11 protein-coding genes are annotated in these 12,531 nt (G+C 73.2%); 6 read left to right on the top strand and 5 right to left on the bottom strand.

Translation table 11 applies throughout. From position 1 onward, the window contains the following. Positions 1-532, bottom strand: a 532-nt coding sequence (locus tag NWP09_RS03935) for a hypothetical protein (RefSeq protein WP_258274234.1), incomplete at its 3' end; no start/stop codon positions are given. A 52-nt stretch (positions 533-584) separates the two neighbouring features. Here NWP09_RS03935 and NWP09_RS03930 point away from each other — a divergent pair. The 4 genes from NWP09_RS03930 (at position 585) to NWP09_RS03915 (ending at position 5,763) form a co-directional block, all read left to right on the top strand. Then, complete coding sequence (locus NWP09_RS03930) at positions 585-1,595, top strand: TIGR03560 family F420-dependent LLM class oxidoreductase (protein WP_258274233.1); 1,011 nt, start codon at positions 585-587, stop codon at positions 1,593-1,595. A gap of 16 nt (positions 1,596-1,611) precedes the next feature. Continuing rightward, the gene (locus NWP09_RS03925) at positions 1,612-3,309 is read left to right on the top strand and encodes a DUF885 domain-containing protein (protein WP_258274232.1); all 1,698 of its coding nucleotides are present in this window, start codon (positions 1,612-1,614) and stop codon (positions 3,307-3,309) included. Between the two features lie 139 nt (positions 3,310-3,448). Next, entirely contained in the window at positions 3,449-4,909 is a 1,461-nt protein-coding gene (gene rpsA / locus NWP09_RS03920; protein WP_258274231.1) for a 30S ribosomal protein S1, read from the top strand. Between the two features lie 74 nt (positions 4,910-4,983). Continuing rightward, complete coding sequence (locus NWP09_RS03915; protein ID WP_258274230.1) at positions 4,984-5,763, top strand: serine hydrolase; 780 nt, start codon at positions 4,984-4,986, stop codon at positions 5,761-5,763. Position 5,764: 1 nt separating this feature from the next. Here NWP09_RS03915 and NWP09_RS03910 read toward each other — a convergent pair whose 3' ends face one another. Then, positions 5,765-6,487: an isocitrate lyase/phosphoenolpyruvate mutase family protein gene (locus tag NWP09_RS03910; protein ID WP_258274229.1), complete on the bottom strand. Its 723-nt coding sequence runs from the start codon at positions 6,485-6,487 to the stop codon at positions 5,765-5,767. A 132-nt stretch (positions 6,488-6,619) separates the two neighbouring features. Here NWP09_RS03910 and NWP09_RS03905 point away from each other — a divergent pair, with 132 nt between their 5' ends. Then, positions 6,620-7,585: a winged helix-turn-helix domain-containing protein gene (locus NWP09_RS03905; RefSeq protein WP_258274228.1), complete on the top strand. Its 966-nt coding sequence runs from the start codon at positions 6,620-6,622 to the stop codon at positions 7,583-7,585. Here NWP09_RS03905 and NWP09_RS03900 read toward each other — a convergent pair whose 3' ends face one another. Together NWP09_RS03900 and NWP09_RS03895 are read right to left on the bottom strand one after the other, a co-directional pair. Then, on the bottom strand, positions 7,586-8,473 hold the full coding sequence (locus NWP09_RS03900) for an alpha/beta hydrolase (protein WP_258274227.1): 888 nt from the start codon (positions 8,471-8,473) through the stop codon (positions 7,586-7,588). A 27-nt stretch (positions 8,474-8,500) separates the two neighbouring features. After that, positions 8,501-9,043 (bottom strand): TetR/AcrR family transcriptional regulator, encoded by a 543-nt coding sequence (locus tag NWP09_RS03895; RefSeq protein ID WP_258274226.1) that lies wholly within the window; start codon positions 9,041-9,043, stop codon positions 8,501-8,503. A gap of 60 nt (positions 9,044-9,103) precedes the next feature. Here NWP09_RS03895 and NWP09_RS03890 point away from each other — a divergent pair, with 60 nt between their 5' ends. Next, complete coding sequence (locus tag NWP09_RS03890) at positions 9,104-10,012, top strand: alpha/beta fold hydrolase (RefSeq protein ID WP_258274225.1); 909 nt, start codon at positions 9,104-9,106, stop codon at positions 10,010-10,012. 12 nt (positions 10,013-10,024) lie between these two features. Here the strand turns inward: NWP09_RS03890 and NWP09_RS03885 are convergent, their stop codons facing one another. Then, the gene (locus NWP09_RS03885) at positions 10,025-12,283 is read right to left on the bottom strand and encodes an excinuclease ABC subunit UvrA (protein ID WP_258274224.1); all 2,259 of its coding nucleotides are present in this window, start codon (positions 12,281-12,283) and stop codon (positions 10,025-10,027) included. Positions 12,284-12,531 lie beyond the last annotated feature (248 nt).

Below are 12,531 nucleotides of genomic sequence, written 5' to 3'. Positions count from 1 at the left end.
GACTCGCGCCGCCGATGAGGGGCACGGTGGCCGCGACGCCGGCGGTGAGCACCAGCGCGACCGCGAGGCACGCGACGCGCGCCGCGCGCGGGCCGATCGAGCCCACGCCGAAGCCGCCGAGCACGAGCGCTGCGGCCACGCCGATCGCCCCGCCGCCCAGACCTCCCGTCAGCAGCCCCTCGAGCGCGCCGGGCTGCAGCATCGGCAGCAGCGCGAAGGCGACCGGCCCGAGCCCGAGCAGCCACGCGCGCGCTGCGCGGCGGGCGTGGAGCGCGTGCGCGAGCCCGATGCACGCGCCGGCGATCGCCCCGGGCAGCACCACGGCCGCGAGCGTCCACCACGTGAAGGCCGATGCCGCGCCCGCGAGCTCGGCCATGTACGCGCGCAGGGCCGCCGCCCACGTGAGGCCCACGAGCGCACCTGCCGCCGACGCGCGGACGAGCGGCGCGAGGCGCTGCGAGCCCTCGCGCTCGGCCGCTGCCCTGCCGTCGTGCACGCCGACCTCCTCGGTCGTGGCGCCCCTGCCCCTCACGATCCTCCGCGCTCGAGCCGAGGTCAACGCCCCTCGCGCCTACACTGGCGCCATGACTCGTGACGCGCTGCAGTTCGGCCTCTTCGTCCCGCAGGGCTGGCGGCTCGACCTCGTCGGCATCGAGCCCGCCGAGCAGTGGGGGCGGATGCTCGAGGTCGCCCGCAGGCTCGACGCGGGTCCGTGGCACTCGGCCTGGGTCTACGACCACTTCCACACCACGCCGCAGCCGACGGCCGAGGCCACGCACGAGGCGTGGACGCTCATGGCAGCCCTCGCGGCGAGCACGAGCCGTGTGCGGCTCGGCCAGATGTGCACGTGCATGGGCTACCGGAACCCCGCCTACCTCGCGAAGGTCGCCGCGACCGTCGACGTCATCTCGGGCGGCCGGCTCGAGTTCGGGATCGGCGCCGGCTGGTACGAGCACGAGTGGCGCGCGTACGGCTACGGCTTCCCTGGCGTGGGGGAGCGCATCTCGGCGCTGCGCGACGGCGTGCAGATCATCCAGCGGCTGTGGGCGGAGGGCGAGGCGACGCTCGAGTCGGAGACCTTCTCGGTCGACGGCGCGATCTGCCGGCCGCAGCCGCTGCAGACCGGCCGCGACGGCCGGCCGCGCATCCCCACGTGGATCGCCGGCGGGGGCGAGCAGCGCACGCTGCGCTACGCGGCGAAGTGGGGCGACGCGACGAACTTCGGCGGGAGCCCCGAGCAGTTCGCCCGCAAGCGCGACGTGCTGCTCGGCCACCTCGAGAAGGAGGGCCGCGACCCCGCCGAGGTGCGGCTCACGTCGAACCTCAACGTCGTCGTGCGCGAGACCGAGGCCGAGGCCCGGCGGGTCGTCGACGAGGTGAACGCGCGCGCCGACAGCGCCATGCGCGCCGAGCACGCGGGCACCGGGTTCTCGACCCGCGGCGCGGTGGTCGGCACCCCGCAGATGGTCATCGACCACGTCGGGGCGCTCCGCGAGGCGGGCCTCGGCACGCTCATCGCCTACATGCCCGAGGTCGCGTTCGAGCAGGACGGCATCGAGCTGTTCGAGCGGGAGGTCATGAGCGCCCTCCGCTGATGCGTAGGCTTGCGCCATGACTGACGAGAACGTCGGCGCGCCGTCGCGCCAGCAGACCGACATCGACCGCATCGCCGAGGACTACGTCCACCGCGCCGCCGCGCTCAACCCCGAGATCAACGTCTACGTGGGGCTCGAGGGCGACAAGGCCGGCTACGGCGACTACTCCCCGGCGGGCCGCGACGCCGACGCCGCGCTCGCCCGCGAGACGCTCGCGCGGCTGCAGGCGGCCGAGCCGGTCGACGACATCGACTGGGTGACGAAGACCGACCTCGCGCGCGAGCTGCAGCTCGAGCTCGACGTGCACGAGTCGGGCTGGGGCGACCGCGACCTCAACAACCTCGCGAGCCCCGCCTCGGGCATCCGCGACATCTTCGACCTCATGGCGACCGGCAGCGAGGACGACTGGTCGACGATCGCGCAGCGCATGCGCAACGTGCCCGCCGCGATCGACGGCTACATCGCGTCGCTCCGCAACGGCGTCGCGAACGGCAACACGCCGGCGGCGCGCCAGATCGACAACGTGCTCGAGCAGCTCGTCGACTACGCGCCGGGCAAGGGCTTCTTCCACGAGTTCGCCGAGTCGGCGAAGGCGGGCGAGTCGGCGCTGCCCGAGTCGCTGCGCGGCGACCTCGCAAAGGCCGCGGGGGAGGCGACCGAGGCGCACGCGCGGCTCGCGGAGTTCCTGCGGACCGAGCTCGCCGCATCCGCCAACCCCGTCGACGCGGTCGGGCGGGAGTTCTACTCGCTCATGTCGCGCCGCTTCCTCGGCGCCGAGGTCGACCTCGACGAGACCTACGCGTGGGGCATCGAGGAGCTCGACCGCATGCGCGCCGAGCAGGAGGCGATCGCGAACGAGATCAAGCCCGGTGCGACCGTGCAGGAGGCGATCGCGCACCTCGACCAGGACGCGAGCCGCAAGCTGCACGGCACCGACGCGCTGAAGGCCTGGATGCAGGAGACGAGCGACCGCGCGATCGAGGAGCTCGGCCGCACGCACTTCGACATCGCCGAGCCCATCAAGGCGCTCGAGTGCATGATCGCGCCCACGCAGACGGGCGGCATCTACTACACCGGGCCCGCCGACGACTTCTCGCGGCCGGGGCGGATGTGGTGGTCGGTGCCCGAGGGCGTCAGCGAGTTCGACACGTGGCGCGAGCTCACGACCGTCTACCACGAGGGCGTGCCGGGCCACCACCTGCAGATCGCGCAGGCGACGTACAACCGCGCGCAGCTCAACCTGTGGCGCCGCGCGTTCGCCGGCACGTCGGGGCACGCGGAGGGCTGGGCGCTCTACGCCGAGCGCCTCATGGAGTCGCTGGGCTACCTCGACGACCCGGCAGACCGGCTCGGCATGCTCGACGGGCAGCGGATGCGGGCGGCGCGCGTCGTGCTCGACATCGGCGTGCACCTCGGCAAGCCGCGCCTCGACGGCACGGGGGAGTGGGACTTCGACTACGCGTTCGAGTTCATGAAGTCGAACGTCAACATGAACGAGCCGTTCGTGCGCTTCGAGGTGAACCGCTACTTCGGCTGGCCGGGCCAGGCGCCGTCGTACAAGATCGGGCAGCGGATCTTCGAGCAGATCCGCGATGCGGCGAAGGACGCCGAGGGCGACGCGTTCGACCTCAAGCGCTTCCACATGCGCGTGCTCAACATCGGCGGCGTCGGCCTCGACACGCTGCGCGGGGCGGTGCTGCGCCAGTCGGCCTAGCGCTCGGACGGTGTGGTGCGGATGCCCGTCCGCGTGTAGGATTGCCGGGTCACTCGTGTGACGCACTCCAATCCGAAACGCTGGACGGGCATCCGCATGCCCACAGCCCGACATCCCCCAATAAGGCACCTTGAACTCTATGACCACTGCAACGACCACGGCTCCCAAGCAGGTCGCTGTGAACGACATCGGCTCGGCCGATGACTTCATGGCCGCCGTTGAGAAGACCCTGAAGTTCTTCAACGACGGCGACCTCATCGAGGGCACCGTCGTCAAGATCGACCGCGACGAGGTCCTGCTCGACGTCGGCTACAAGACCGAGGGCGTCATCCCCTCGCGCGAGCTCTCCATCAAGCACGACGTCGACCCGACCGAGGTCGTCGAGGTCGGCGACACCGTCGAGGCGCTCGTCCTCCAGAAGGAGGACAAGGAGGGTCGCCTGATCCTCTCGAAGAAGCGCGCGCAGTACGAGCGCGCCTGGGGCGATGTCGAGCGCATCAAGGAGGAGGACGGCGTCGTCACCGGCACCGTCATCGAGGTCGTCAAGGGCGGTCTCATCGTCGACATCGGCCTGCGCGGCTTCCTGCCGGCGTCGCTCATCGAGCTGCGCCGCGTCCGCGACCTCACGCCGTACCTCGGTCAGGAGATCGAGGCGAAGATCCTCGAGCTCGACAAGAACCGCAACAACGTCGTGCTGTCGCGCCGCGCGCTCCTCGAGGAGACGCAGTCGGCCTCGCGCGGGCAGTTCCTGCAATCGCTCCAGAAGGGCCAGGTCCGCAAGGGCGTCGTCTCGTCGATCGTCAACTTCGGCGCGTTCGTCGACCTCGGCGGCGTCGACGGCCTCGTGCACGTCTCCGAGCTCTCGTGGAAGCACATCGAGCACGCGTCGGAGGTCGTCGAGGTCGGCCAGGAGGTCACCGTCGAGATCCTCACCGTCGAGCTCGACCGCGAGCGGGTCTCGCTGTCGCTCAAGGCGACGCAGGAGGACCCGTGGCAGATCTTCGCCCGCACGCACGCGATCGGCCAGGTCGCGCCGGGCAAGGTCACGAAGCTCGTCACGTTCGGCGCGTTCGTGCGCGTCGCGGACGGCATCGAGGGCCTCGTGCACATCTCGGAGCTGTCGGCGAAGCACGTCGAGACGGCTGACCAGGTCGTCGCGGTCGGCGACGAGGTCTTCGTGAAGATCATCGACATCGACCTCGAGCGCCGCCGCATCTCGCTCTCGCTCAAGCAGGCGAACGAGGGCGTCGACCCTGAGGGCACCGACTTCGACCCGGCGCTCTACGGCATGCTCGCCGAGTACGACGAGCAGGGCAACTACAAGTTCCCGGAGGGCTTCGACCCCGAGACGAACGAGTGGAAGGAAGGCTTCGACGCGCAGCGCGAGGCCTGGGAGGCCGAGTACGCCGCCGCGCAGGCGCGCTGGGAGGCGCACAAGGCGCAGGTCGCCGCGGCCCGCGACGCCGAGCTGCACTCGAACGACGTGCCCTCGGGTGCGTCGTCGTTCGGCGGCTCGTCGGACGACTCGGGCGTCGGCACCCTCGCCGACGACGAGGCGCTCGCCGCGCTCCGCGAGAAGCTGACCGGCTCGGCCGAGTAGTCAGCATCGCCCTTCGAGCGGGCCGCACCCTCCGGGGTGCGGCCCGCTTCGCGTCGCGGTGGCAGGATCGGAGCATGCCCTCCCACGACGCGATCGCGCACGCCCTCGACTACGCCGACCGCTGGCTCGCGTACCGCCGCTGGCGGCTCGACATCCCCGGCGTGCAGCTCGCGGTGCGCATCGGCGGCGAGCTCGTGCGCTCGAGCGCGCACGGCGTCGCCGACGAGGCGACCGGCGAGCCGCTCACGCCCGAGCACCGGTTCCGGATCGCCTCGCACTCGAAGTCGCTCGCCGCGATCGCCGCGATGCGGCTCGTCGACGATGGGATCCTGCGGCTCGACGACGAACTGCGCCACCACGTGCCCGCGCTCGAGGAGGCGCCCGCAGGAGCGCTCGCGGTGCGCGAGCTGCTCTCGCACGGCAGCGGCACGGTGCGCGACGGCGACGACATCGCGTTCTGGCACCTCGCCGGCGACTTCCCCGACGAGGAGCGGCTGCTCGCGATCGCGACGTCCGCGCCGGCACCGCTGCCCGCATCCGTCGAGTTCAAGTACTCGAACATCGGCTTCGGCCTGCTCGGACTCGTCATCGAGGCGGTGACCGGCGAGCGCTACGCCGACGCGCTCGCGCGGCTCGGCTACGAGCCGCACCCCGCCGGCGATCGCGTCGAGCTCGCGAACTGCCCGTTCCACGCGCTCTCGCGCGAGCACACGGGGCTCGTGTGCGGCATGAACGAGGCCCTGCTCGGCGGCCTCGTCGAGGCGCTGCCCCGCGCCGGCGTGCGAGCCCGGCTCGACCCGGCACCCGGCCGGTGCTGCGTCGTGCTCGAGCGCGACGCATCCGGCCCCCGCTGACTCAGCGGGCGACGGCCCGCTCGATCGCCGCGAGGGCGTGGAGGTAGAGCCCGGGCCCGCGGCTGATGCGGCGCACCCCGGCCCCTGCGAGCGGCCCCAGGTCGGCCGCGACGTCGACGGCCATCGCGTTGACCGGCACGGGCACCGCGTCGACGATCCGGCGCAGCGCGGACGGCTCCGCGAGACCCGGCACGAAGAACCCGTCGGCGCCGGCGGCCGCGTACGCGCGACCGCGCTCGATCGCCTCGTCGACGAGCCCAGCGTGCCGCTCGGCCGGCGACAGCAGGAAGCCGTCGAAGCGCGCGTTGATGAAGAGCTCGGCCGATGAGCGCGCGGCGGCGACGCGCGCGACGGCGTCGGACTCGTCGCGCACGCGCCCCTCGCCCGGCACGCCGTCCTCGAGGTTGCAGCCCGCGGCACCGGTCGCCGCGAGGCGCGCGACCGTCTCGCCCACCCCGTCCGGCACCTCGGCGAAGCCGCTCTCGATGTCGACGGTGACGGGCACGGCCACGCGCTCGACGATCGCGGCGGCGAGCGCGAGCACCGCGTCGAGCGGCACTCGCTCGGCATCCTCGAGGCCGCGGGATGCCGCGACCGCCCAGCTGCCGGTCGCGATCGCCGGTGCACCTGCCCGCGCGACGGCGAGGGCGCTGCCGACATCCCAGGCATTGTCGAGCACGAGGGGCTCGGGCGAGTCGTGGAGCGCGCGGAACGCGGTGATCATGGGTCCTCCTGTCGTCGGCGGCGGAACGCCGCGGGACGATGGTTCCGCGCGCGCTGCGCGGCGTGCGCGGATTCGGCGTCCGCCGAATCGGCGGGGGTCGTCGGCCGCCCCGGCGGGCCGTATGCTCGCGGCGTGCACGTGCGCAGCCTCCCAGCGACGACGCTCGTCGAGATGCGCTTCGGTTCGTCGCAGCTGCACGAGGCGGTCGCGAGCCTGCGCGCGCTGCAAGGGGCGGGCGACGGCAGGCACGCGCGCTGGGCGGCCTGGGCGCGCCCGCGGCTGCGGGACGTGGACCTCTCGCGCCTCCTCGCGCTGGTGCCCCCGCGCGGACACCTCGCCGACGCGCTCATGCCAGCCGCCGCGGTCGGCCGCCCGCTCGCCGAGGCGACGGCGCTCGTCGCGGCGACCGGCGCGGCCGCCCTCGAGGCGGACGTGCGGCTCCTCGCCGACCAGGGCTCCGAGCACGAGGCCGTGCTGGCCGCAGCGGCGCGCTCACCCGAGGACTTCGCGCGAGCCGTCGCCGAGGACCTCGAGCGCTACTGGGCGGCGACCCTCGCGCCCCTCGAGCAGCGGCTCGAGCGGCTCGTGCGCGCCGACCTCGAGTGGCGCACGAGGCGGTTCGCCGAGGGCGGCCCGGCAGCCGTGCTCGGATCGCTCCACGAGCGCCTGCGCCTCACCGCCGACGGCGCGGCGCTGTCGACCATCTGCCGCGCCCCCGCGCCGAGCGAGCGCGGGCTGCTGCTCGTCCCCACCGTCTTCGCGTGGCCCGACCTCCTCGTGCGCGACGTCGCGGGCGAGCCGCTCACGCTCTGCTACGGCCCGCGCGGCGTGCGCGCAGCATGGCTGCCCGACCCTGCCGCGCCCTCCTCGCTCGGCCCCCTGCTGGGCGAGACCCGGGCGGGGCTGCTCGCGGCGCTCAGCCTGCCGAGCACGACCGCGAGCCTCGCTCGCGCCGCCGGCATCGCTCCATCGACCGCGAGCGAGCACCTGCGCACGCTCGCCGACGCGGGGCTCGTCACGCGCTCGCGCCGCGGTCGCCTCGTGCTCTACGCGCGCTCGGCCCGAGCAGACGACTGGCTCGCGTCGCTCGGCGGGTGATCAGCGCTCGGCCGTCTCGACGCGCGGCGCGAACAGCCGCTCGTCGAGCCAGCGCACGAGGTCGTCGAGCACCGTGGCGCGGTTGATCTCGTTGAAGATCTCGTGCCGGGCTCCGGGATAGATGCTGAGCGTCACATCGTCGAGGCCGCCGCGGCGACGGTAGGCCTGCGCGAGCCGTCGCATCGAGCGCGTGCCGCCGAGCGAGTCGTCGGAGCCGCCGGCGATGAGCAGCGGGATCGGCGGGTCGATGCGGCGGGGCACGCCGTAGAGCCGCATGCCGTCGGCGACGCCGAAGAGCGGCAGCACCTTCGCGGGGAAGGTGAGCGGGTCGTCGACGAAGGCGCGCACGACCTCCGGGTCGCGCGAGAGCCACTCGTAGCCCGTCGTGCCGAGGTGCGCGTGCCGGGCGTTGAGGTCGCCCGCGTTCATCGCGCCGGGCACCCGGTACGCCGAGCCGCTCAGCACGGCGGCGTCGACGAGGCGGCTGCGGGCGTTCAGCACGATCTGGGTCGACAGCGAGCCCCACGAGTGGCCCACGATCGCGACGGGCATGCCCGGGTGCTCCGCGCGCATCCGCTCGAGGACGTCGACGACGTCGCCGACGACGGCGCGCATGCCGCCCGGGCCGAGGCGGCCCAGCTGCGCGAGGTCGCCGCCGTGCTGCTCGACGCCGGTCGCGCCGTGGCCGCGCTGGTCGAACGCCCAGACGGCGTAGCCGCCCTGCACGAGCCGCTGCGCGACGTGCTCGTAGCGCAGCGCGTGCTCGCCGAGCCCGTGGACGAGCAGCACCGCGGCCTTCGGCTTGCCGGGCCGCCACTTGTAGAGGTGGATGGTGACGCCGTGCGCGTCGACGAAGCTCGACTCGTCGCGGAGCGCGGTGATCTGCATGTCGCGGATTCTACGGGCGGCAGTGCGTCAGGCGAGCGCCCCCTGCACGGCGACGGCGATCGCGGCGCGTGGGTCGGATGCGTCGTGGCGCGCGATGCGGTGCAGGATCAGTCCCTCGCTCACGGCCATGAGCGCCTCTGCCGCAACGACCGGTTCCGCCGCGCCGAGCCGCTCGAGCACCGCTCGCACCGCGTCGACGTAGCCGCCGCGCGCCGCCGACAGCCGCTCGCGCAGGGCGGGGTCGCGCGACGCCTCGATGAAGAGCACGTGGCGCGCCGTCGTCGCGACGCGCTGCGGGCCGGTCACGAGCTCGACGAGCCCGGCGACCATCTCGACGAGCCCGGCCGCGTCGTCGGGGAGCGGCACGTCGCGCAGCTCGCCCAGCTCCTCCCGGGTGATGCCGTCGACCGCCCCTTCCAGGAGCGCCGCGCGCGTGCGGAAGTGGTTCGACGTCGAGCCGGCGGGCAGTCCTGCCCGCTCGTCGACGCGCCGGTGCGTGAGCGAGCGGAGGCCTTCGGTGCCGAGCAGCTCGATCGCGGCAGCGACGATGCGGTCTCTTGTGGTCGTCATCGCGCGCACCCTACTACATCAGTAGTGGCGCCGACACTACGATCGTAGTAGCGTGCGGACATGACGAGCTCGAACCTCGACTCGATGCCGCAGGTGGCCGGCATCGCCCACCACCGCCTCCGCGTGCGCGACCTCGACGTGCACGTCGCCGAATCCGGGCCCGCCGACGGCCCAGCAGCACTGCTCCTCCACGGCTCGCCCGCGCACTGGCTCGAGCAGTCGGGCGTCATGACGGCCCTCGCCGACGAGCGCGGCGGCACCCGGCTGCGATCGATCGCGCCCGACGCACGGGGCCTCGGCTGGACGACAGGCGGCTCGCGTCGCGCGGACGAAGCGACCCTCGTCGGCGACGCGCTCGGCCTGCTCGATGCGCTCGGCATCGACCGCGTGCACCTCGTCGCGCAGGACTTCAGCATGTTCGCCGGCTGGCGCCTCGCGTTCGACCATCCCGACCGCGTCGCGTCGCTCGTCGCGCTGCAGTCGCCGCACCCGTGGATGCGACCGACCGCCGCGATGCTGCGCAACGCGTGGCGCCTGTGGTTCCAGCCCGTCGTCGCGACGCCCGTGCTCGGCCCGCTCGTGCTCGGCGCCGGCAGGCAGCGCCTCATGCGCCACCTGCTCGCGTACGGCGGCCATCAGGTGCCCGACGCACCGCTCGGCTCCTTCCTCGAGCGGATGCGCGAGCCGGAGGTCGCGCGCGGCCTCTCCGCCCTCTACCGCCAGCTCATCCTCCCCGGCATGGCGGCGCTGCCCACGGGACCCTACGACGGCCGCCACCTCAGCGTGCCCACGCGCATCCTGATCGGCGCCGACGACCCGGTGCTCCGCGCCGACGCGATGGGCCCGTGGCGCGGCAGCGCCGACGACCTGCGCGTCATCCCGATCGAGCGCGCCGCCCACTACGTCGCCCTCGAGCGACCCGATGCGGTGGCAGCCGCGGTGCGCGAGCTCGTCGCGGCGGCGGGCTGAGCCGAGCCGCCCTCACCCCGCGGCGAGCCGCTTCGCGAGGTGCAGGCCGGTGAGCGAGTCGCCCGGCTCGGTCGCGAGCGCCATCGGGGTGCCCTCGAAGACGACCCGGCCGCCCTGCGCGCCCGCCCCGGGGCCGAGGTCGATGACCCAGTCGGCGCGCGCGACGACGTCGAGGTTGTGCTCGATGACGATCACGGTGCGGCCGCTGTCGACGAGCGCGTCGAGCAGCCGGATGAGGTTGTCGACGTCGGCCATGTGCAGGCCCGTCGTCGGCTCGTCGAGCACGATCACGGCGGCGCTCGTGCCCATCTCGATCGCGAGCTTGAGGCGCTGCCGCTCGCCGCCCGAGAGCGACGTGAGCGTCTGGCCGAGCGTGACGTAGCCGATGCCGACGTCGACGAGGCGGCGCAGCATCGGCACGACCTGCTTCTCGGTGAAGAAGCCCGCGGCCTCCTCGACCGACATGTCGAGCACGTCGCCGATCGACCTGCCGCGCAGCTCGTACTCGAGCACCTCGGCCGTGAAGCGGCGCCCGCCGCACAGCTCGCACGGCGTGGTCACCCCCGCCATGAACGCGAGATCCGAGTAGATGACCCCGAGGCCCTTGCACTCCGGGCACGCGCCCTCCGAGTTCGCGGAGAAGAGCGCGGGCTTCACCCCGTTGGCGGATGCGAAGGCCTTCCGGATGGGCTCGAGGATCCCCGTGTAGGTGGCGGGGTTGGAGCGGCGCGAGCCCTTGATCATCGACTGGTCGACGAAAGTGACGCCGTCGCGCGGCAGCGAGCCGTGGATGAGCGACGTCTTGCCCGACCCCGCGACCCCCGTGACGGCGACGAGGACGCCCGTGGGGACATCCACGTCGACGCCTCGGAGGTTGTGCTCGCGCGCGTCGCGGATCTCGAGCCGGCCGGACGGGGTGCGCACGCTCTGCTTGAGCTGCTGCCGGTGCTCGAGGTGCTCGCCCGTGCGGGTGCCCGAGGCGCGCAGCTCGTCGAACGTGCCCTCGAACACGACCGTGCCGCCGTGCACGCCCGCGCCCGGGCCGAGGTCGAAGACCCGGTCGGCGATCGCCATCACCTCGGGCTTGTGCTCGACGACGAGCACGGTGTTGCCCTTGTCGCGCAGCCGCTGCAGCAGCCCGTTCATGCGCTCGACGTCGTGCGGGTGCAGCCCGGCGGTCGGCTCGTCGAACACGTACGTGACGTCGGTGAGGGCCGAGCCCATGTGGCGCACCATCTTCGTGCGCTGCGCCTCGCCGCCCGAGAGCGAGCCGGCCGCCCGGTCGAGCGAGAGGTAGCCGAGCCCGATCGCCTCGAAGGTCTCGAGCAGGTCGACGAGCTTCGCGCGCAGCGGCGCCGTCGCGGCACCGCCCGCGTCGGTGGGGATCCCGCCGACGAACGCGGCGAGGTCGGTGAGCTGCATCGCCGTGGCCTCGGCGATCGTGACGCCCTGCACCGTCACCTCGCGCGCCGCCGCGTTGAGCCTCGAGCCGCCGCACTCGGGGCACGCCTCGAAGGTCGCCGCGCGCTCGACGATCGCGCGCAGCGTCGGCTTCATCGAGTCGACGTCCTTCACGAAGACGCTCTTCGTGAGCTTCGGGATGAGCCCCTCGTACGTCATGTTGAAGCCGGCGAAGTTCACCTTCCGCTCCTCGCCGTGGAGGAACAGCCGCAGCTCGTCGTCGGAGTAGTCGGCGATGCGCTTGTCGGGGTCGAGGAGTCCCGACTCGGCGTAGAGCTTCCAGTACCAGCTGCCGACGGTGTAGTTGGGGAAGTCGATCGCGCCCTCGTTCAGGGTCTTCGAGCGGTCGACGATGACGTCGACGTCGATCGTCGAGACGCGCCCGAGGCCCTCGCACGCGAGGCACATCCCGCGGGGGTCGTTGAACGAGAACAGCACCGAGGACTCGAGCCGCGGCGTGCCGACCCGCGACCACAGGATGCGGAGCATCGTGTAGGCGTCGGTCGCGGTGCCGACCGTCGAGCGGGCGTTCGCGCCCATCTGGTCCTGGCCGACGACGATCGCGGCCGTGAGCCCCTCGAGGCCGTCGGCGTCGGGCTGCGGCGACGGCGGCATGAAGCCCTGCACGAACGCGTCGTACGTCTCGTCGATGAGCCGGCGCGACTCCGCGGCGATCGTGCCGAACACGAGGCTCGACTTGCCGGAGCCGGAGACACCGGTGAAGACGCTCAAGCGGCGCTTCGGGATGTCGACGTCGACGCCCTGCAGGTTGTTCTCCCGCGCGCCGCGCACGCTGATGTGCTCTGCCACGGGCCCACGCTAGCCCTCGTGGCGGCCTCGGCAGAGGCCCGGGCACGCCCTGCCATCGCCGCGCAAATCGTCGGCTCTCTTCGATGGATTGCAAGACCGCGGGAAGTTTCGTGCCTCGCATTCCGTGCCGGCGCCGGGCGCGTCTCTACGCTCAGTCGCAGATCGGCACCCCCGCTCCCCGGCTCCGCCCGCCATCCCAGGGCGCGCGCCGCATCGAGACCCGGCTCCGCGACCGCGCGGCGCAGCCC

The sequence above is a fragment of the Agrococcus sp. HG114 genome, assembly GCF_024723325.1.
In the GTDB taxonomy this organism is placed as follows: domain Bacteria; phylum Actinomycetota; class Actinomycetes; order Actinomycetales; family Microbacteriaceae; genus Agrococcus.
This window is presented reverse-complemented; position numbering and strand designations above follow the sequence as displayed.

What these genes read in the sequence shown, in the direction of transcription:
- NWP09_RS03930 (WP_258274233.1), top strand. Translation starts at nt 585, where the DNA reads ATGACTCGTGACGCGCTGCAGTTCGGCCTCTTCGTCCCGCAGGGCTGG.
- NWP09_RS03925 (WP_258274232.1), top strand. Translation starts at nt 1,612, where the DNA reads ATGACTGACGAGAACGTCGGCGCGCCGTCGCGCCAGCAGACCGACATC.
- rpsA (WP_258274231.1), top strand. Translation starts at nt 3,449, where the DNA reads ATGACCACTGCAACGACCACGGCTCCCAAGCAGGTCGCTGTGAACGAC.
- NWP09_RS03915 (WP_258274230.1), top strand. Translation starts at nt 4,984, where the DNA reads ATGCCCTCCCACGACGCGATCGCGCACGCCCTCGACTACGCCGACCGC.
- NWP09_RS03910 (WP_258274229.1), bottom strand. Translation starts at nt 6,487, where the DNA reads ATGATCACCGCGTTCCGCGCGCTCCACGACTCGCCCGAGCCCCTCGTG.
- NWP09_RS03900 (WP_258274227.1), bottom strand. Translation starts at nt 8,473, where the DNA reads ATGCAGATCACCGCGCTCCGCGACGAGTCGAGCTTCGTCGACGCGCAC.
- NWP09_RS03895 (WP_258274226.1), bottom strand. Translation starts at nt 9,043, where the DNA reads ATGACGACCACAAGAGACCGCATCGTCGCTGCCGCGATCGAGCTGCTC.
- NWP09_RS03890 (WP_258274225.1), top strand. Translation starts at nt 9,104, where the DNA reads ATGACGAGCTCGAACCTCGACTCGATGCCGCAGGTGGCCGGCATCGCC.